We start from the raw sequence: 18,078 nt of genomic DNA on the forward strand, positions 1-18,078 counted from the left end.
TAGGCTGGGGACCATGACAAGCGAGCTGCTCGGCCAGGCCCTCGTCGAGGAGGCCACCAAGAAGTCCGGCCTCGTCTGGGTGCAGGGCCCCGACGGCCCGGCGCGTGCGCTCTGGCACGTGTGGCACGAGGGTGCCGCGTGCCTGATCGGCGACGGGCCGGGCGAGCAGCCCCTGCCGGGTCTCGCCGACGGGGCCGAGGCCCGGGTGACGGTCCGCAGCAAGGACAAGGGAGGCCGGCTGGTCTCCTGGACGGCCCGGGTCACCGAGCTGGCGCCGGGCTCCGAGGCGTGGGACGCGACGGTCGCCGAGCTCAAGGGCAAACGGCTGAACGCGCCCGACGGCGAGGCGATGACCGGCCGCTGGGCCCGCGAATGCCGGGTGCTGCGCCTGGAACCGACCGGGGCGAGGGCACCCCTGCCCGACGGCTCCCTGTCCGAGCCGCCGCTGCCGTCCCCGGCGATCACCCGCCGGCCGATCCCGGCGGGCCTGCCCCGTCTGCTGCTGAAGAAGCGCAAACGCACATAGCCGCCGGACGCGCGGAGCCGTCGCTACGACGTCGGCAGCTGCCGGCCGTAGTCCACCGTCTCGTTCTTCTCCGGCTCCCTGAGGGAGAAGTCCTCTCCCCAGGCGGAGAAGGTGAGGGTGCCCGCGCCGCCGGCCCGCTCCAGGCGCAGCGGATACGGCGTGCCCTCCAGGGAGACCTCCAGGGCGCCGCCGGAGCCCTTGTCGCCGGTGATGCGGATGGTGCGGACGCCCGCCTGCTCCTCGTGGCCGTCCGTCGCGAGTGTGCCGTGCAGGGTCAGCAGACCGTCGAGGAGGACACCCTTGTCCGTGAAACCACTGAACTTCTTGTACGCCGGGTCGCCCTGCGGCACCTTCACGAACTTGCCGCCGAGCTTGGAGGCCGCCGCCGCGTCCCCGTCGCCCTTCCCGCCCTGGCCGTCGCCGTGACTCCAGAACTCGGCGTCGGCCTTGACGAAGAGCTGCTCGCCGATGCGCAGCACCTGGAAGGTCGTCCCCTCGGTGGTCACCGATCCCTCGCCGCCGTCGTCCTTCAGCCGCATGTCGAGCGCGTACGTCTTCTCGCCGCTGACGACGCTGCCGTGCACCCGGACCGCCCCGGCGGACTCGGCGGCCGTGCGGGTCTTGGTCTGGATCTTCCCGGCGGGAAGCCTGCCGACCCCGTTGGTGCCCTCGTTCGGATCCTCCGCGCAGCCGGTGAGCACCGTCCCCGTCACGAGCAGTGCGCACATCGCGCTCGCGAGGACGGCACTACGGCTTCGGCCGTGGCGAATCGGAGTCACTGGTGGAGCTGCCTCTCTGCGGGGAGACCTGAACGGCGTACCGCAGGGTACCGGGCACGTGCGGGCAGGTCGGAGCCAGTCCGTCCGGACCGCCCGCCGACGCACCACCGATCGGGACGGGCTAGCCTGAAGCCCACCCGAGCGGGCAATTCGGAACAGACGGCTACACAGACCGGCACAGAGCCGGACGCAAGGACAGGCACCACGAAACACCCCGCACGTAAAGGAGCCGCGGCCATGGCAGCGGGCGCCCCCCGGATCTTCGTATCGCACCTCTCCGGTGTCGCCGTCTTCGACCCCGCGGGGGACCAGGTGGGGCGGGTGCGCGATCTGGTCGTCATGCTGCGGGTGGCGCAACGGCCGCCGAGACTGCTCGGCCTCGTCGTCGAACTCGCCACCCGCCGCCGCATCTTCCTGCCCATGACCCGGGTCACCGCCATCCAGTCGGGCCAGGTCATCACGACCGGCGTGCTCAACGTGCGGCGCTTCGAGCAGCGGCCCACCGAGCGGCTGGTCTTCGGGGAGCTGCTGGACCGGCGTGTGACGCTCACCGAGACCGGCGAGGACGTCACCGTCCTCGACCTGTCGGTGCATCAGCTGCCGGCCCGCCGGGAGTGGGAGATCGACCGGGTCTTCGTCCGCAAGGGCAGAAAGGGCAGCGCCTTCCGGCGGGCCAAGGGCGAGGCGCTGACCGTCGAGTGGACCGCCGTCACCGGCTTCTCCCTGGAGGAGCAGGGGCAGGGCGCGGAGAACCTGCTCGCCACCTTCGAGCAGTTGCGCGCCGCCGACCTGGCCAACGTCCTGCACCACCTCTCCCCCAAGCGCCGGGCCGAGGTCGCCGCCGCCCTCGACGACGACCGGCTGGCCGATGTGCTGGAGGAGCTGCCGGAGGACGACCAGATCGAGATCCTCGGCAAGCTGAAGGAGGAGCGCGCCGCCGACGTCCTGGAGGCCATGGACCCGGACGACGCGGCCGACCTGCTGGGCGAGCTGCCGACGGACGAGCAGGAGCGGCTGCTGAACCTGATGCAGCCCGGCGACGCGGCCGACATGCGGCGCCTGATGTCGTACGAGGAACGCACGGCGGGCGGTCTGATGACCACCGAGCCCATCGTGCTGCGCCCGGACGCGTCCGTCGCCGACGCCCTCGCCCGCATCCGCGAGCCCGACCTCTCCCCCGCCCTGGCCGCCCAGGTCTACGTCTGCCGGCCACCGGACGAGACACCGACCGGCAAGTATCTGGGCACGGTCCACTTCCAGCGCCTGCTGCGCGAGCCACCGCCCTCGCTGGTCAGCTCGATCCTGGACAGCGATCTGCAACCGCTCGACCCCGAGGCGGACCTGCCGGCCATCGCCGGGTTCTTCGCGACGTACGACATGGTCGCGGCGCCCGTGGTGGACGAGGCGGGGTCGCTGCTGGGCGCGGTGACCGTGGACGACGTCCTCGACCACATGCTGCCCGAGGACTGGCGGGAGACGGAGTTCCATCTGGACGAGGAGGTGGCGACCGATGGTTCCTGAGCGCGAGACCCTGCGCGAGCGCACGCCGACCGGCGCCACGGCCGCGAGCCGGCCGCGCACGGCCCGGCTCGACCAGCCCGGTGTGCCCAAGCACCGGTTCCTGCCCGAGTACGACCCGGAGGCCTTCGGGCGGATGTCGGAACGCATCGCGCGTTTCCTCGGCACCGGGCGGTTCCTGGTCTGGATGACGGCCGCCATCGTGCTGTGGGTGGCCTGGAACAGCCTCGCCCCGCGCGATCTGCGCTTCGACGAGTACCCGTTCATCTTCCTGACCCTGATGCTCTCGCTCCAGGCCTCCTACGCCGCTCCGCTGATCCTGCTCGCGCAGAACCGGCAGGACGACCGTGACCGGGTCAATCTTGAGCAGGATCGCAAGCAGAACGAGCGGTCGATCGCGGACACCGAGTATCTGACCCGCGAGATCGCCGCCCTGCGGATCGGCCTGGGCGAGGTCGCCACCCGGGACTGGATCCGCTCGGAGCTCCAGGACACGATCAAGGAGCTGGAGGAACGCCACAACGGCCACCGTCACGACCCCGTCGTATTCCCGGCGGAACGGCCACGGGGACGTGACGCAGACGACCGCTGACAGCCTTTCCTACGCACCGGTACAGCGCCGTACCATCGTCCTATGGCTACGGAAGACGCGGTGCGCGAGGCACTGGCGACGGTGAACGACCCCGAGATCCACAAGCCCATCACCGAACTCGGGATGGTCAAGTCGGTCGAGATCGGCGCGGACGGGGCGGTCGCGGTCACCGTGTACCTCACGGTCTCGGGCTGTCCGATGCGGGAGACGATCACGCAGCGCGTGACCGACGCGGTCTCCGGCGTCGAGGGCGTCACCCGCGTCGATGTCACGCTCGATGTGATGAGCGACGAGCAGCGCAAGGAGCTGGCCAGCGCCCTGCGCGGCGGCCAGACCGAGCGCGAGGTGCCCTTCGCCAAGCCCGGCAGCCTGACCCGCGTCTACGCGGTGGCCTCCGGCAAGGGCGGCGTGGGCAAGTCCTCGGTGACGGTGAACCTGGCGGCGGCCATGGCGGCCGACGGCCTCAAGGTCGGTGTCGTGGACGCCGACATCTACGGCCACTCCGTGCCGCGCATGCTCGGCGCCGACGGCCGTCCCACCCAGGTCGAGAACATGATCATGCCGCCGTCGGCGAACGGCGTGAAGGTCATCTCCATCGGCATGTTCACCCCGGGCAACGCCCCGGTCGTCTGGCGCGGCCCGATGCTCCACCGCGCCCTGCAGCAGTTCCTCGCGGACGTGTACTGGGGCGACCTGGACGTCCTCCTGCTGGACCTGCCGCCCGGCACCGGCGACATCGCCATCTCCGTCGCCCAGCTCGTCCCGAACGCCGAGATCCTGGTCGTCACGACCCCGCAGCAGGCGGCGGCCGAGGTCGCCGAGCGCGCGGGCTCCATCGCCGTGCAGACCCACCAGAAGATCGTCGGCGTCGTAGAGAACATGTCCGGCCTGCCCTGCCCGCACTGCGACGAGATGGTCGACGTCTTCGGCACGGGCGGCGGCCAGGTGGTGGCCGACGGTCTGACCCGCACGACCGGCGCCACCGTCCCGGTCCTCGGCAACATCCCCATCGACGTCCGCCTCCGCGAGGGCGGCGACGACGGCAGGCCGGTCGTCCTGACGGACCCGGACTCCCCGGCGGGCTCCGCCCTGCGCGCCATCGCGGGCAAGCTGGGAGGCCGCCAGAGGGGCCTGTCGGGCCTGTCCCTGGGGATCACTCCGAGGAACAAGTTCTAGATCTGGACGCGGCTGGGCAAAGGGGCGCCGAAACACCCGGCGCCCCTTCGATCACGCGTAGTCGGCGATGTCCTTCACCACGGCGAAGCCAATCCCATACGCACTCATCCCTCTGCCGTACGCCCCGACATGAACCCCGGCCGAGGTAGACCCGGCCAGCACCCACCCGAACTCCGACTCCCGGTAGTGGAACGTCGTCGGCACACCGTCAACCGGCAACGACAACGTCGACCAGTCGGCCCCGTCGAGGTCGTCCGCCAGCACCCACGCCGTCTCCGTCTGCTGCTCCAGCCAGTCGTCCCGCAGGGAGTGGTCCATCTGCCCGGGCCAGGTGGAGGACAGCAGCCCCACACCCGCGAGCCACGCCGCGGAGGACACCGACGTGGCCTCCAGCAGCCCCGTACCGTCCGCCGTACGCCGCGAGGGATGCGCCGCGACGGTGACCACGACCGCGAACTTCTCCTTGGCCTCCTGATCACCCCCGGCCACGAACTCGTTGCGCACCCTGGGCTCGTCTCCGTGCCCGATCGACCCGTGTTCCACGGCCCCGTCGGCCGCCGTACCGACCTGCATCAGCCAGCGCGGTCCCGTGAAGGCCTCGTCGAGGCCGTACCACGGGAAGGGCGCGCGCAGGTAGCCGTCGACGTTACGCCGGGCGGAGGGGACCTGTTGTCCGTCCTCCGCGGCCGGCGCCTGCGCGACTCCTGGACTCGTCGTCTCCATGTGCCCGGACGCCTCCTCGCTCTAGTCGGTCCGGAACGGCCCGCCCCCCTTCGGGCGTACTCTTCCGGTCCGCACAACAACTCGGCAGCATAGCCACACCGCTGCGAGCAGCAGGGAAAGCGCCCGGCGCATGGGCCGCACGGGGGCCTTGTTCAGGCCGTACACAGCCCGACCGGAGTATGAAACGCGTCACGCGCGTCGCTCAGGTGGCGTCCGCGTCGAAGGGCGGACGGTTGTCCCGGTCGGGCGTCTCGGGCTTCTTCGTCATGTCGATACGGCCCCCCGACGAACCTGCGGCAGCGGAGGACGACGAGGAGGAGGACGCGTCGGAGTCACGGCTGTGGACGGCGTCGGTGACCTCGGCCATCTCCTTCTTCAGGTCGAAGCCGTTGCGGATCTCCTTGAGCCCCAGGTCCTCGTTGTCCAGCTGCTTGCGGATGAACGCCTTGGGGTTGAGGTCCTCGAACTCGAAGTCCTTGAACTCCGGGCCGAGTTCCTCCCGGATGTCGTGCTTGGCGCTCTCCGAGAACTCGCGGATCTTCCGGATGGTGCGCGTCACGTCCTGGATGACCTTGGGGAGCTTGTCCGGACCGAAGACGAGCACGGCGAGGACGATGAGCGTCACCAGCTCGAGTGGTCCTATGTCATTGAACACCTGAAGCTCCTTGCGATGTCCGCGGTCCTCGGCCCTCGGTGGTCGGCCCTCGGTGGTCGGTGCGGGTCTTGCCGTGGTCCGGGCCGGATCCACGGTACCCGGCGTTCCTGTCCGACCGGTACTGTCCCGAGACCTCCGGCCGCGGGGAGTGGGAGCGCTTTCCGAATTGTTTGCCTTCTTGGTCCCTGTGCGTCCCGGACATCACGTCTCAGCCGCCGCCGGAGGAGCCGAGGACGAGGGAGAGAGTCCGTTCCTTGCCTCCGCGCTCCAGCGTCAGCTCCAGCCGGTCGCCGGGGCGGTGGGCCCGGGTCTTGACGATCAGTTCCTCGCCCGAGTGGACCCGCTGGCCATCGACGGCTGTGATGACGTCGCCCGCCTTGATCCCGGCCTTGGCACCCGGCCCGCCCGCGGTGACCGGGGCTCCGCCCTCGCTGCCCTCGGCGGCGACCCGGGCGCCGTCGCCCGTGTAGTCCATGTCCAGGGTGACGCCGATCACCGGGTGGGTCGCCTTCCCGGTGTTGATCAGCTCCTCGGCCACGCGTTTGCCCTGGTTGATGGGTATGGCGAAGCCGAGGCCTATGGAGCCGGACTGGCCGCTGTCCGGTTCGGAGCCGCTGCCCGCCGAGCGGATGGCCGAGTTGATGCCGATGACCCGGCCCCGGGAGTCCAGCAGCGGCCCGCCGGAGTTGCCGGGGTTGATGGGCGCGTCGGTCTGGAGCGCGTCGACGTACGACACGTCGCTGCCGTCGCCCTTCTCGCCGCCCGCCGTGATGGGCCGCTGCTTGGCGCTGATGATGCCGGAGGTGACGGTGCCGGCCAGGTCGAAGGGCGCGCCGATGGCCACGACCGGATCGCCGACCTGCATGTTGTCCGAGTTGCCGAGGGGCAGCGGGGTGAGGCCGCGTACGCCCTTCACCTTCACGACGGCGAGGTCGTAGCCGCTGTCCTGGCCGACGAGCTCGGCCTGGGCGGTCTCCCCGCTGTTGAAGGTCACGGTGATCTCGCCGGTGGATCCGGCGGGCCGCACGACGTGATTGTTGGTGAGGATGTGCCCGCGGTCGTCGAGCACGAAGCCGGTGCCGGTGCCCTGTTCTCCGCCGCCGCTCACATGCAGGGTGACCACGCTGGGCAGAGTCCGCTGGGCGATCCCGGCCACACTGCCGGAGTCCCGCCCCGCGGACTCCTTCCCGGCCTGCGGCAGCTCGACGGACCCGATGCCCCCGTTCCGCTCCAGATACGTCCCTACCACGCCGCCGAACCCCCCGGACACGAGCGCCAGCACCACGGCGGCACCCACCAGCGCCTTCCTGCCCCGCCTGCGCCGCTGCTCCGTACTGGGCACACCGGCCCCGGTCTGCTGGAGAGGCCCGGCGGCCGCGGGAGCCGCCCAGGGGTCGTAACGCTGCCAGGGGTCGGGAGCGGGGGCGGGGGCGGGGGCCGCGGATTCAGGAGCCGGTGCGGGTGCCGGAGCCGGGGCCGGTGCCGGGATGCCGGGAGGGGGTGCCGACGCCGCCGGTATGGACGTCTGGTTCGGCTGACTCGGTATCGCCGTGCCGTGCGTCGGCGTCGCCGCCGGGTGCTGGACGGGCGGCGCGGGCGCCCAGGGGCCCGGTTCGCCGTAGGGCGGGGTGCTGTAGGGGTCGGGATCGTGCAGCGGCTTGGGAGCGCCGCCGACCGGCACGGCGGGCTCCACGACGGCGTCAGCGGGCTCCACCGCGGTGTCGGCGGGCTCCTCCGGACCCCTCAACTCGTAGTCCCCCGCGTCCTCGTCCTGCCGCACGGCGGGCCGCGCCAGCTCGAAGTCACCGTCGGTGTCGGCTGAGTCCTCCGGGGCCGCCCCCTGCCCCTCATGCTCCCCTGACTCCCCCTGCTCCCCCGGAGCGTCCTGCGGCCGTGGACGGCTCCACCACTTCGCCTTCGTGGGCTTCCCCTCGTTCATGCTCTCCCCACAGCCGCGGCACGGCTCGATGCGGTGGCCGCGGTTCGTCGAATCGGCGCCCGGCCACACCTCGGCAGCGGGCGACAACCCCCGGATTCAATCAGGTTCGCCGCCCGGTGCGCAGGGGAGCCGGTCAGCGGGCCGTCCGCGAGGAGGCGGGAGGAGAGGGGGACGGGGCCGGGTCCGGGAGGGGCACGGCGAGCAGGGGCGCCGCGATCTCGGGGGCCGCGGACCACGAGGTCAGGGCGGCCGGGGCGGCCGCCGCGAGGGGATGTATCAGCGGGGACATGGCCACGGCACCGGCCACCACGGGGGCGGTCAGCGCGTGCACGGCATGGTGCCCTCCGACCGGCGGGATTCCGGGCAGCAGCGGTGCGGACGCCTCGGTCGGGGCGACCGGCGTCCGGCCGAGCATGCTCTGGCCCTGCCCCTGTCCGAGCAGCGGCGCCGCGCCCCGGCGTCGCTGGGACTCGGGCGTGGTCGTCGCGCCCGAACCCTGTGTACGTGTCGGCGTCACATTGCTTCCCGTGCCGGAGCCGCCGCGGGCTTCCACGTCGCCGGGGGTGACGGTGCTGACGCCGCCCAGGGCGATCGCGGCCAGGGACACCGCCCCGGCGGCGGCGAAGGCGAACCGCAGCCGCGAGGAGGATCTGTCGGGCTCGGGGCGGCCGACGTCGTGGATACGGAAACCCCGGCTCCCCGAGGGAAGGCCTCGGTTGTCGGACGGCAGCACGGGGACATGCGGCCGGGACGGGGCGTACCCGAACTCGAACCGCTCGCCGCGCTTCGCGCCGAAGGCCCCGGACGATCCGAACCGTCCGGACAGTCCGCCGGGCAGCCCTCCGCCACCCGGGGGCATACCGTCACCGTCCGGGTCGCCGCCCGCGGGTAGTCCCTGCAGGCGGGCCAGGAAACTCTCCGAGGGAGGCGGTGGGGCCGCCTCCGCGAACACGTTCTTCAGCCGGCGCTGGGCGTCCACCTCCGTCTTGCATTTCGGGCAGGTGGCCACATGCGCCAGTACGCGCTCCCGCGCGTCATGACCGAGCTCTCCGTCCACCAGGGCGGAGAGTCGGTCTCCCAGGTGCTGCTCTGCGAGGTGTCCCTCGGAAGACTCAGGACGTGATCCGCTCACGCGCTCGCGCCCCCTCCTCCCAGTGCGGGAACACGGGGCACGAACGAGCGGCGCTCGGCCCGTGCCTGCGGGGAGCGGTGCGCGAGGGCCTTGCGCAGCTGGGAGCGACCACGGTGGATCCGCGAGCGGACCGTGCCGAGCTTGACGCCGAGGGTCGCGGCGATCTCCTCGTACGACAGTCCTTCGATGTCGCACAGGACGACCGCGGCGCGGAACTCGGGGGCCAGGGTGTCGAGGGCCTGCTGGACGTCCGCGTCGAAGTGCGCGTCGTTGAAGACCTGCTGGGGCGTGGGCTCCTTGCTGGGCAGCCGCTCGGCCGCGTCCTCGCCGAGCGCGTCGAAGCGGATGCGCTGCTTGCGGCGCACCATGTCCAGGAACAGGTTCGTGGTGATGCGGTGCAGCCAGCCCTCGAAGGTGCCCGGCGTGTAGGTCGACAGGGAGCGGAAGACACGGACGAAGACCTCCTGTGTGAGGTCCTCGGCATCGTGCTGGTTGCCGGTGAGGCGGTAGGCGAGCCGGTAGACCCGGCCGCTGTGCGTGCTGACGATCTCCTCCCAGGTGGGCGGAGTCCACGCCTGCCCGTCCGCGTCGGTGGAGAAGGTCGCGGTCTGGGCGAAGTCAGCGGCGTGGCTGTGGTCAGCGGTGTCGTTCACGGATGTCGGCCTGCCCGCTGATCCGAGGAAGCGCCGGAACACTCCTCCGCGATCCACAGGCGCAGCCGCACCTCCCCTGTCAGCTCTGGTGGTGTCCAGTGGAGCCCCTACCATAGCCACCTCGCCCGTTAGGACCGGATAAGCGGTTTTACGAGAATTTGATCTGGGCTGATACGCCTCGTACTGCTGCGACGGCACTTGCTCGGCGTCCTCGTCCACTGCCCGCCCCCCGTCCCGGTCCGCGCCGTTTGCTCATCCCTTTAAACGACCGGTCCCATCTGCGGGTTCCCGCGCCCAACGGATACAGTCACGCCGAGGCATTCACGGGGACAGGAGAGGGTCATTACCGGCAACCGGCAGACGAGCTGGGCGTTCGCCGACGCCTATGTCGCCGAGGACGACGCGCTGCGCTGGGCCCGGGACCGGGCCCGTGACGCGGGGCTGCGCTCGGTGACGCCCGGCACGGGCTCCGCGCTGGGGTTGCTGGCCGCCTCCGTCGACGCCAAGGCCGTCGCGGAGATCGGGACCGGCTGCGGTGTCTCCGGGATCCACCTCCTGCACGGTATGCGGCCCGACGGTGTGCTGACGACCGTGGATCCCGAGCCGGAGCACCAGCAGTTCGCCCGCCAGGCCTTCCGTGCCTCCGGCTTCGCCAGCAACCGGGCCCGCTTCATCCCGGGCCGCGCCCTCGATGTGCTGCCCCGCCTCGCCGACTCCGGCTACGACCTCGTCTTCTGCGACGGTGACCGGCTCGAGGTCATGGACTACCTCGCTGAATCGTTGCGGCTGCTGCGCCCCGGTGGGCTCGTGGTCTTCGAGGGCGCCTTCGCCAACGGCCGGACGGTGGACTCCGGACCGCAGCCCACGGAGGTGCTGCGGCTGCGGGAGCTGCTGCGCACGGTGCGCGAGAGCCCGGAGCTGGTGCCGTCGCTGCTGCCGGTGGGCGACGGGCTGCTGTGCGCGGTGAAACGCTAGCCGGATCGCACGTTAGCGAAGCGGCAGCCGGGGCAGTCGGAAGTTGATGAGAAAACAACCGCCCCGGCATCGCGGATGATGCCGGGGCAGCTGAAAGGGTATGGTCGCTTGCGCCTCAGCCGACGACCTTCTTGAGGGCATCGCCCAGCGCGTCGGCCTCGTCCGGGGTCAGCTCGACGACGAGCCGACCGCCGCCTTCGAGCGGAACGCGCATGACGATGCCCCGCCCCTCCTTGGTCACCTCGAGCGGGCCATCGCCCGTCCGCGGCTTCATGGCCGCCATGCTCGTTCCCCTTCCTGAAACCCAGCTCATCGTCAAAGCCGTCGGCCCCGAGAAGGGCACACGTGCGGCCCTGAGCAGGACTCGCGACACCGGCATCGAACACATTGCTTCCAAGCCATTATCCCGCATCGCAGGACCCGATGACCAACATCAGTAGGCATCGCTTGGGCAACGCACGCGAGCAAAACCACTCAATTCGGCGAAGTGACTGCGATACTCCGCCACCGCACACACATCCGCCGAACGGAAACGGGCGAGAATTCTTTGACGCAGGTCACACGTCCGGTGCGGTCACCCGTCGGCGATCTCCGTCATGCTGTCCTGCAGACCCGGGACCTACCGGCCGGTAGGTCCCCGAGCAGCGACACGGAGGGGATACGCCATGGCCGACACCGTGCTCTACGAGGTGAGCGACGGGCTCGCGACGATCACGCTGAACCGCCCCGAGGCGATGAACGCGCTGAACGTGGAGGCCAAGGTCGCCCTGCGGGAGGCGGTCAGGTCCGCGGCGGACGACGCCGCCGTGCGGGCGGTGCTGCTGACCGCCGCCGGTGACCGGGCGTTCTGCGTCGGGCAGGACCTCAAGGAACACATCGGGCTGCTGGTCCAGGACCGGGAGACCGGCTCGCGGCAGACCATGAACACGGTGCGGGAGCACTACAACCCGATCGTGCGGGCGCTGGCCGAGGCGGCGAAGCCGGTCGTCGCCGCCGTGAACGGCGTGGCGGCCGGGGCGGGCTTCGGCTTCGCGCTGGCGGCGGACTACCGGATCGTGGCGGACACGGCCGCGTTCAACACCTCCTTCGCCGGGGTGGCCCTGACCGCCGACTCGGGCATCTCGTGGACGCTGCCGCGCGTGATCGGCCCCGGCCGGGCGGCCGACCTGCTGTTCTTCCCGAGGAGCATCAGCGCGCAGGAGGCGTACGAGCTCGGTATCGCCAACCGCCTGGTGCCCGCCGGCGAGCTGCGCGCGGAGGCCGAGAAGGTGGCACGGGCGCTGGCCGAGGGTCCGACGGTGGCGTACGCGGCGCTCAAGGAGGCGGTGGCCTACGGGCTGACGCACTCCCTGGAGGAGACCCTGGACAAGGAGGACGAACTCCAGACGCGGGCGGGCTCCTCCGAGGACCACGCGATCGCGGTGCAGGCCTTCGTCAACAAGGAGAAGCCGAAGTACCTGGGCCGCTGACCTGCGGAAACGGCGTCAGGACCGACGCGCCACGCAGGTCTGCAGATGGTCGTCGACCAGTCCGCAGGCCTGCATCAGGGCGTACGCCGTCGTCGGGCCGATGAAACGCAGCCCCCGCTTCTTCAGCGCCTTGGCCAGGGCCGTCGACTCGGGGGTGACGGCCGGGACGTCGGAGAGCGCCTTCGGGACCGGGCGGGTGCCCGGCTCGGGGGCGTGGGACCAGATCAGCTCGTCCAGGTCGCCCGGGGCCCACTCGGTCAGCACGCGCGCGTTGGCGAGTGTCGCGTCGATCTTGGCGCGGTTGCGGATGATGCCGGTGTCGGCCAGCAGGCGCTCGCGGTCCTCGTCGGTGAAGGCGGCCACCGAGGCGATCTTGAAATCGGCGAAGGCGGCACGGAAGCCGGGGCGGCGGCGCAGGATCGTGATCCAGGACAGGCCGGACTGGAAGGCCTCCAGGCTCAGCCGTTCGAAGAGGGCGTCGTCGCCGTGGACCGGGCGGCCCCACTCCTCGTCGTGGTACGTCACGTACTCCGGGGCGGACAGGGCCCAGGGGCAGCGCGGCGCGCCGTCCGGGCCGGCGAGGGCGGCGCCGTCGCTCACGGCCGGTCCTCCTGTCGCGGACCGGGCTTGTCCATGGACACGTGGTTCTCCGCGGACGCGTGGTGCGGCGGGGACACCGGGCCGTGGGTGGCGGCCGTGCGGGCGCCCGCCAGGGCCGATTCCAGGTCCGCGATGCGGGCGTCGCGCTCGGCGAGCTCGGCGCCGAGGCGGCTGAGGGCGTCGTCCACGTCCCCCATGCGGTAGCCGCGGGCGGCCAGCGGGAAGCGGAGGCTCTCCACATCGGCGCGGTCGACGGGGCGGTCCGGGGGCAGCGGGTCGCGGAGCTGCTCGGGGGCGGCCTCGGGCAGCGGGCCGTTCTCGCCGCCGCCCAGCACGGCCAGGGTCACCGCGCCGACCACGAGGACCAGCGCGACGACCAGGAACAAGAACATAACCATCGCGGGGCCCCCACGGTCAGGTGTCTCGGAGTCTTCGAAAGACGGATGTTGTCAGGCTCCGATCGTGCCATGCGAGTCTGACAGTTAGGGTCGCAGGCGGCGGAAGACGGGGACGTACCAGGAAAGGTCACAGGGGATGCTCAGGCTGGGCAGGCGGGAATTCGAGCCGCGTGAGCCGGTGATCATGGCGATCGTCAACCGGACCCCGGACTCCTTCTACGACCGGGGCGCGACCTTCCTCGACGAGCCGGCCCTCGCGCGCGTGGAGCAGGCGGTGGCCGAGGGAGCCGCGATCATCGACATCGGCGGGGTCAAGGCCGGGCCGGGCGAGGAGGTCACGGCCGAGGAGGAGGCCCGGCGGACGGTCGGGTTCGTGGCCGAGGTGCGGCGGCGGTTCCCGGACGTGATCATCAGCGTGGACACCTGGCGGGCCGAGGTCGGCCGGGCCGTGTGCGAGGCCGGGGCCGATCTGCTGAACGACGCGTGGGGCGGGGTCGATCCGGGGCTCGCCGAGGTCGCCGCGCGGTACGGGGTGGGGTTGGTGTGCACGCACGCGGGCGGTGCGGAGCCGCGGACGCGGCCGCACCGGATCGAGTACGACGATGTCGTCGCCGACATTCTGGACGTGACCGTCGGGCTGGCGGAGCGGGCGGTGGCGCTGGGGGTGCCGAGGGAGTCGGTGCTGATCGATCCCGGGCACGACTTCGGGAAGAACACGCGGCACAGCCTGGAGGCGACTCGGCGGCTGGGCGAGATGGTCGACACGGGGTGGCCGGTGCTGGTGTCGCTGTCCAACAAGGACTTCGTGGGAGAGACGTTGGACCGGCCCGTGAAGGAGCGGGTCGTGGGGACGTTGGCGACGACGGCCGTGTCCGCGTGGCTGGGGGCGCAGGTGTACCGGGTGCATGAGGTCGCCGAGACGCGGCAGGTGCTGGACATGGTGGCATCCATCGCCGGGCATCGGGCTCCTGCCGTTGCCCGGCGTGGGTTGGCCTAGGGCGTCACCCCGAGGTACCTGAGCTCGAAAAGACCTCTACCTGCCCGCTTCCTTCGACACCAGAGCCACCGCCTCGTCCACGTCGTCCGTGACGTGGAACAGGAGGAGGTCCTTGTCCGCGGCCTTGCCCTGGGCGATGACCGTGCCGCGGAGCCAGTCGACGAGGCCGCCCCAGTAGTCGCTGCCGAAGAGGACGATGGGGAAGCGGGTGACCTTCTGGGTCTGGACGAGGGTGAGGGCCTCGAAGAGTTCGTCGAGGGTGCCGAGGCCGCCGGGCAGGACCACGAAGCCCTGGGCGTACTTGACGAACATCATCTTCCGGACGAAGAAGTAGCGGAAGTTCAGGCCGATGTCGACGTACGGGTTCAGCCCCTGCTCGAAGGGCAGCTCGATGCCCAGGCCGACGGAGATGCCCTTGGCCTCCAGGGCGCCCTTGTTGGCCGCCTCCATCGCCCCCGGGCCGCCGCCCGTGATGACCGCGAAACCCGCCTCCACCAGGCCCCGGCCCAGCTGGACGCCCGCGTCGTACTCGGGCGACTCGGCCGATGTCCTGGCCGAGCCGAACACGCTGATCGCGGGCGGGAGTTCGGCGAGCGTGCCGAAGCCCTCGATGAACTCCGACTGGATGCGCAGCACGCGCCAGGGGTCGGTGTGCACCCAGTCGGAGGGGCCGCCCGCGTCCAGCAGCCGCTGGTCGGTCGTGCTGGCCTGCACCTGGTCCCGCCTCCGGAGGACCGGGCCCAGGCGCTTCTCCTCCGGCGGCTGCTTCTTCCCCTCGGGGTTGCCGGTCGCCATGTGCGCTCCCTCCGTCGTGCCTGTCGTTCCACCTCAGCGTAGATCTACGCGGGTTACGAACGAGGGACGTGAGCATGTCCGCGATAAAGCGCCGTAAACACGGGGGCGCCCCGGACGGGATCAGGCCGTCAGCCAACTCCGCAGACGCTCCTCGCCCGCGAGGATCTTCGCGGTCTCCACACGCTCGTCCCGCTTGTGGGCCAAGTGGGGGTTGCCGGGGCCGTAGTTGACCGCGGGGACTCCGAGCGCGGAGAAGCGGGAGACATCCGTCCAGCCGTACTTTGGCATCGGGGTGCCGCCCACCGCCTCGATGAACGCCTTGGCCGCCGGGTGGGACAGGCCCGGCATCGCCGCGCCGCTGTGGTCGACGACCTCGAACTCCGTCACGCCGCAGTCCGCGAAGACCTCCCGCACGTGGGCGACGGCCTCCTCGGGCGTGCGGTCGGGCGCGTAGCGGAAATTGACCGTGACGACGCACTCGTCGGGGATGACGTTGCCGGCCACTCCCCCGCCGATCCCCACGGCGTTCAGGCCCTCGCGGTACTCCAGGCCGTCGATGACCGGCCAGCGGGGCTCGTAGGAGGCCAGGCGGGCGAGGATCGGGGCGGCCGCGTGGATCGCGTTGGAGCCCATCCAGCCGCGCGCCGAGTGGGCCCGCTCGCCCGCGGTCTTCAGCAGCACCCGCAGGGTGCCCTGGCAGCCGCCCTCGACCTGGCCGTCCGAGGGCTCCAGGAGGACCGCGAAGTCGCCCTCAAGCCACTCGGGGTGCGTCTCGGAGACGTGCTTGAGGCCGTTCAGCTCGGCGTCGACCTCCTCGTTGTCGTAGAAGACGAAGGTCAGGTCGCGGTTGGGGGCCGGGACCGTCGCCGCGATGCGCAGCTGCACCGCGACACCCGCCTTCATGTCGCAGGTGCCGCAGCCCCACAGGACGCCGTCCTCGTCGAGCCGGGAGGGGACGTTGTCCGCGATCGGGACGGTGTCGATGTGACCGGCCAGGATCACCCGCTCCGAGCGGCCCAGGTTCGTACGGGCCACGACGTTGTTGCCGTACCGGTCGACCGTCAGGTGGGGCAGCGCGCGCAGCGCGTTCTCGATGGCGTCCGCGAGCGGCTTCTCGGTGCCGCTCTCGGAGCGGAAGTCGACGAGCCGGGCGGTGAGCTCCGCGGCGTCCAGCGTGAGGTCAAGCGAGGTGTCGGCCATGCCGTCGACCCTAACGCGCCAGACCCGGTGCCCAGTCTCCCCACCGGGCACATGGGCATCCATACTCTCCAGTACCTTGTACGGCGTGCCAGAGCCGTCCTCCCCCAAGCGTCGCGGCCGCCTCTTTCGATGCGGGTCCGCCTTCATGGCCCTGCTCGCGGTCGCCGGATACCTCGTCGTGCAGTACATCACCGGAGGCACGGGCGAACCGGGCTGCAAGGTCGTCTCGGGCAAGGGCGACGGGGCGTCGTACACGTTCTCCCCGGAGCAGGCCGTGAACGCGGCGACGATCACCGCCGTGGGCACCGGGCGCGGGCTGCCGGAGCGGGCCGTGACCATCGCGCTGGCGACCGCGCTGCAGGAGTCGAGCCTGCGCAACATCAACCACGGCGACCGGGACTCCCTCGGCCTGTTCCAGCAGCGGCCCTCGCAGGGCTGGGGCACGCGCGAGGAGATCCTGGACCCGACGTACTCGGCCGGCGAGTTCTACGACCACCTGGTCAAGGTGCCCGGCTACACCCGGCTGCCCCTCACCGTCGCCGCGCAGCGCGTGCAGCGCAGCGGCTTCCCGCAGGCCTACGCCAAGCACGAGCCGGACGCCGCGCTGCTCGCCGCCGCCCTCACCGGCCAGTCCTCGGCCACGCTGACCTGCGAGGGCCGTCCGGGCGCGACCCGGGCGACGGGCCCGGACGGGGTGCGTACCGCGCTCGTGCGGGACTTCGGACGCGATGTGCTGGAGCCGGCCGCCGCCGAGGTGGGCGGCTCCTCGGCGGCCACGCCGACGCCGTCCCCGAGCGGCGGTACGGGCGAGTCCGGCGGGCGGACGGTGACGCTGCCGGTGACCACCGCCCCGGGTTCCGCGACCGGGCGGAGCACGGAGCAGCGCGGCTGGCAGCTCGCGCACTGGGCCGTGGCCAACGCCTCCGAGCTGCACATCGCGCGCGTGACGTACGCCGGGCGTGAGTGGGTCGCCGGGAACACGGCCAGCGAATGGCGCGCTCCGGCGACGAAGGGCACCGCGGGCGCGCAGCGGGACGCGGACGACGTCCGTATTGTCACGATGCGCTGACTCGTACCCGGATCGCGCAGAGGTACGGGAACTCACCCCTGGGGATTACCCGCGCGGCTCGGCCGCGACGGTGTGCGCAGGTTTTCGCGTCCTCACCCGGGAATCCGTGAAAACCCTTGGGCGTACAGGGCTGGAAGGATTCGGCGGACTTTCCGGGGTGGGTCTTTTTGCCCGTTTGTCCGCAGCCGATTATGCGACGCATTACCAACTCTTTACGTTGCGACGCCGCAACCTTCCCGGGCTTCGAGCGGTAGTCACTGCGTCCGAGCCGGGGTGGTCAACAGCCAGTCGATCAACTCCCGGAGCCGGTCGGACACTTCACGAACCTCACTGTTCTCTCCGTCGAAGGAGCACCATGTCCCTCCCCCTGACCCGCCGGATCGCCCGTGCCGCGCTCATTGTCGCTGCGGGGGCGGCTGCCGGGGTCGGTGCGGCCGGCTCCGCGAGTGCGGCCCCCGAGCTGCCGGCCAACCCGAACCTCGGCGGCCTGACCGCCCTGGACGGGGCGAACGTCGGCAACACCGTCGACGGCGCGGCGACGGACGTCAGCAAGTCCGCCGGTGACACCGGCGGCAAGGCCGTCAAGAAGGCGGTGCCGGCCGCGGGCAAGCTCGGCGGCAAGACGGTCAAGAAGGCCACGCCCGTCGCCCAGAAGGCGGCCGGTGAGGCGGCGGGCTCCGCCGGGCAGCTCGTCGGCGAGGCCGCCGGTTCGGCGCAGGGCGGTCTGCCGACCGACTCGCTGACGAAGGGCGGCGTGCCGTCCGCGAAGACGCTGCCGGCGAAGGGCCTGCCGATCGGCTGACGCCGGTCCCGGAACACGGCGAAGGGGTCCAGGGAATTCCCTGGACCCCTTCGCCGTGTTCCGTTTCGCTGACGGCCCGC

At 71.5% G+C, this 18,078-nt stretch carries 20 protein-coding genes; 9 read left to right on the forward strand and 11 right to left on the reverse strand.

Going from position 1 to position 18,078, the window contains the following annotated elements:
• The first annotated feature begins 13 nt into the window (after window positions 1–13).
• Window positions 14–526: a hypothetical protein gene (locus tag KJK29_RS11850; protein ID WP_215118685.1), complete on the forward strand. Its 513-nt coding sequence runs from the start codon at window positions 14–16 to the stop codon at window positions 524–526.
• 23 nt (window positions 527–549) lie between these two features.
• On the opposite strand, the gene KJK29_RS11855 is transcribed toward KJK29_RS11850, so the two are convergent.
• On the reverse strand, window positions 550–1,305 hold the full coding sequence (locus KJK29_RS11855) for a hypothetical protein (RefSeq protein WP_215118686.1): 756 nt from the start codon (window positions 1,303–1,305) through the stop codon (window positions 550–552).
• Between the two features lie 237 nt (window positions 1,306–1,542).
• Here KJK29_RS11855 and KJK29_RS11860 point away from each other — a divergent pair, with 237 nt between their 5' ends.
• The 3 genes from KJK29_RS11860 to KJK29_RS11870 are packed head-to-tail and all read left to right on the forward strand — an operon-like array spanning window position 1,543 to window position 4,591.
• Window positions 1,543–2,826: a magnesium transporter MgtE N-terminal domain-containing protein gene (locus KJK29_RS11860; protein ID WP_215118690.1), complete on the forward strand. Its 1,284-nt coding sequence runs from the start codon at window positions 1,543–1,545 to the stop codon at window positions 2,824–2,826.
• Window positions 2,816–3,415, forward strand: coding sequence for a DUF1003 domain-containing protein (locus KJK29_RS11865; RefSeq protein ID WP_215118691.1), 600 nt, complete (start codon window positions 2,816–2,818; stop codon window positions 3,413–3,415). The genes KJK29_RS11860 and KJK29_RS11865 overlap by 11 nt, the downstream gene beginning before the upstream one ends.
• 42 nt (window positions 3,416–3,457) lie before the next feature.
• Window positions 3,458–4,591 carry an Mrp/NBP35 family ATP-binding protein gene (locus KJK29_RS11870; RefSeq protein ID WP_215118703.1) on the forward strand — a complete coding sequence of 378 codons (1,134 nt, stop codon included), beginning with the start codon at window positions 3,458–3,460 and terminating at the stop codon, window positions 4,589–4,591.
• Between the two features lie 51 nt (window positions 4,592–4,642).
• On the opposite strand, the gene KJK29_RS11875 is transcribed toward KJK29_RS11870, so the two are convergent.
• From KJK29_RS11875 to sigE, 5 genes are all read right to left on the reverse strand, one after another.
• Entirely contained in the window at window positions 4,643–5,314 is a 672-nt protein-coding gene (locus tag KJK29_RS11875; protein WP_215118705.1) for a hypothetical protein, read from the reverse strand.
• Window positions 5,315–5,516: 202 nt separating this feature from the next.
• Window positions 5,517–5,969, reverse strand: coding sequence for a sec-independent translocase (locus KJK29_RS11880; protein ID WP_215118707.1), 453 nt, complete (start codon window positions 5,967–5,969; stop codon window positions 5,517–5,519).
• 208 nt (window positions 5,970–6,177) lie between these two features.
• Window positions 6,178–7,908, reverse strand: coding sequence for a S1C family serine protease (locus KJK29_RS11885; RefSeq protein WP_215118709.1), 1,731 nt, complete (start codon window positions 7,906–7,908; stop codon window positions 6,178–6,180).
• Between the two features lie 133 nt (window positions 7,909–8,041).
• On the reverse strand, window positions 8,042–8,965 hold the full coding sequence (locus KJK29_RS11890) for an anti-sigma factor family protein (RefSeq protein WP_370869131.1): 924 nt from the start codon (window positions 8,963–8,965) through the stop codon (window positions 8,042–8,044).
• Window positions 8,966–9,036: 71 nt separating this feature from the next.
• On the reverse strand, window positions 9,037–9,807 hold the full coding sequence (gene sigE / locus KJK29_RS11895; protein WP_221298717.1) for an RNA polymerase sigma factor SigE: 771 nt from the start codon (window positions 9,805–9,807) through the stop codon (window positions 9,037–9,039).
• A 162-nt stretch (window positions 9,808–9,969) separates the two neighbouring features.
• Between sigE and KJK29_RS11900 the strand changes: the two genes are divergently transcribed.
• Window positions 9,970–10,668, forward strand: coding sequence for an O-methyltransferase (locus KJK29_RS11900; RefSeq protein WP_285439965.1), 699 nt, complete (start codon window positions 9,970–9,972; stop codon window positions 10,666–10,668).
• Between the two features lie 115 nt (window positions 10,669–10,783).
• Here the strand turns inward: KJK29_RS11900 and KJK29_RS11905 are convergent, their stop codons facing one another.
• Window positions 10,784–10,951, reverse strand: a complete 168-nt coding sequence (locus tag KJK29_RS11905; protein ID WP_003966491.1) for a DUF3117 domain-containing protein — start codon at window positions 10,949–10,951, stop codon at window positions 10,784–10,786.
• A 382-nt stretch (window positions 10,952–11,333) separates the two neighbouring features.
• Here KJK29_RS11905 and chcB point away from each other — a divergent pair, with 382 nt between their 5' ends.
• Window positions 11,334–12,137 carry a 2-cyclohexenylcarbonyl CoA isomerase gene (chcB, locus tag KJK29_RS11910; protein ID WP_215118717.1) on the forward strand — a complete coding sequence of 268 codons (804 nt, stop codon included), beginning with the start codon at window positions 11,334–11,336 and terminating at the stop codon, window positions 12,135–12,137.
• 15 nt (window positions 12,138–12,152) lie between these two features.
• On the opposite strand, the gene KJK29_RS11915 is transcribed toward chcB, so the two are convergent.
• Window positions 12,153–12,737 (reverse strand): DNA-3-methyladenine glycosylase I, encoded by a 585-nt coding sequence (locus KJK29_RS11915; protein WP_215118719.1) that lies wholly within the window; start codon window positions 12,735–12,737, stop codon window positions 12,153–12,155.
• Window positions 12,734–13,129 carry a DivIVA domain-containing protein gene (locus KJK29_RS11920; protein ID WP_215124239.1) on the reverse strand — a complete coding sequence of 132 codons (396 nt, stop codon included), beginning with the start codon at window positions 13,127–13,129 and terminating at the stop codon, window positions 12,734–12,736. The genes KJK29_RS11915 and KJK29_RS11920 overlap by 4 nt, the downstream gene beginning before the upstream one ends.
• A gap of 142 nt (window positions 13,130–13,271) precedes the next feature.
• On the opposite strand from KJK29_RS11920, the gene folP reads away from it, so the two are divergent.
• On the forward strand, window positions 13,272–14,132 hold the full coding sequence (gene folP / locus KJK29_RS11925; protein WP_215118720.1) for a dihydropteroate synthase: 861 nt from the start codon (window positions 13,272–13,274) through the stop codon (window positions 14,130–14,132).
• A gap of 36 nt (window positions 14,133–14,168) precedes the next feature.
• Here folP and KJK29_RS11930 read toward each other — a convergent pair whose 3' ends face one another.
• On the reverse strand, window positions 14,169–14,927 hold the full coding sequence (locus KJK29_RS11930; RefSeq protein ID WP_215118722.1) for an LOG family protein: 759 nt from the start codon (window positions 14,925–14,927) through the stop codon (window positions 14,169–14,171).
• A 120-nt stretch (window positions 14,928–15,047) separates the two neighbouring features.
• Window positions 15,048–16,127 carry a succinyl-diaminopimelate desuccinylase gene (dapE, locus tag KJK29_RS11935; RefSeq protein ID WP_215118724.1) on the reverse strand — a complete coding sequence of 360 codons (1,080 nt, stop codon included), beginning with the start codon at window positions 16,125–16,127 and terminating at the stop codon, window positions 15,048–15,050.
• An 85-nt stretch (window positions 16,128–16,212) separates the two neighbouring features.
• Between dapE and KJK29_RS11940 the strand changes: the two genes are divergently transcribed.
• Entirely contained in the window at window positions 16,213–17,196 is a 984-nt protein-coding gene (locus tag KJK29_RS11940; RefSeq protein ID WP_451244500.1) for a heavy metal transporter, read from the forward strand.
• A gap of 355 nt (window positions 17,197–17,551) precedes the next feature.
• The gene (locus KJK29_RS11945) at window positions 17,552–17,998 is read left to right on the forward strand and encodes an ATP-binding protein (RefSeq protein ID WP_215118730.1); all 447 of its coding nucleotides are present in this window, start codon (window positions 17,552–17,554) and stop codon (window positions 17,996–17,998) included.
• The last annotated feature ends 80 nt before the right edge of the window (window positions 17,999–18,078 follow it).

The organism is Streptomyces koelreuteriae, assembly GCF_018604545.1.
Lineage (GTDB): Bacteria > Actinomycetota > Actinomycetes > Streptomycetales > Streptomycetaceae > Streptomyces > Streptomyces koelreuteriae.

Bases quoted from the DNA above. Each gene is read 5' to 3' on its own strand.
- KJK29_RS11850 (WP_215118685.1), top strand. From the start codon at position 14: ATGACAAGCGAGCTGCTCGGCCAGGCCCTCGTCGAGGAGGCCACCAAG.
- KJK29_RS11860 (WP_215118690.1), top strand. From the start codon at position 1,543: ATGGCAGCGGGCGCCCCCCGGATCTTCGTATCGCACCTCTCCGGTGTC.
- KJK29_RS11865 (WP_215118691.1), top strand. From the start codon at position 2,816: ATGGTTCCTGAGCGCGAGACCCTGCGCGAGCGCACGCCGACCGGCGCC.
- KJK29_RS11870 (WP_215118703.1), top strand. From the start codon at position 3,458: ATGGCTACGGAAGACGCGGTGCGCGAGGCACTGGCGACGGTGAACGAC.
- KJK29_RS11875 (WP_215118705.1), bottom strand. From the start codon at position 5,314: ATGGAGACGACGAGTCCAGGAGTCGCGCAGGCGCCGGCCGCGGAGGAC.
- KJK29_RS11885 (WP_215118709.1), bottom strand. From the start codon at position 7,908: ATGAACGAGGGGAAGCCCACGAAGGCGAAGTGGTGGAGCCGTCCACGG.
- sigE (WP_221298717.1), bottom strand. From the start codon at position 9,807: ATGGTAGGGGCTCCACTGGACACCACCAGAGCTGACAGGGGAGGTGCG.
- KJK29_RS11905 (WP_003966491.1), bottom strand. From the start codon at position 10,951: ATGGCGGCCATGAAGCCGCGGACGGGCGATGGCCCGCTCGAGGTGACC.
- chcB (WP_215118717.1), top strand. From the start codon at position 11,334: ATGGCCGACACCGTGCTCTACGAGGTGAGCGACGGGCTCGCGACGATC.
- KJK29_RS11920 (WP_215124239.1), bottom strand. From the start codon at position 13,129: ATGTTCTTGTTCCTGGTCGTCGCGCTGGTCCTCGTGGTCGGCGCGGTG.
- folP (WP_215118720.1), top strand. From the start codon at position 13,272: ATGCTCAGGCTGGGCAGGCGGGAATTCGAGCCGCGTGAGCCGGTGATC.
- KJK29_RS11930 (WP_215118722.1), bottom strand. From the start codon at position 14,927: ATGGCGACCGGCAACCCCGAGGGGAAGAAGCAGCCGCCGGAGGAGAAG.
- dapE (WP_215118724.1), bottom strand. From the start codon at position 16,127: ATGGCCGACACCTCGCTTGACCTCACGCTGGACGCCGCGGAGCTCACC.
- KJK29_RS11945 (WP_215118730.1), top strand. From the start codon at position 17,552: ATGTCCCTCCCCCTGACCCGCCGGATCGCCCGTGCCGCGCTCATTGTC.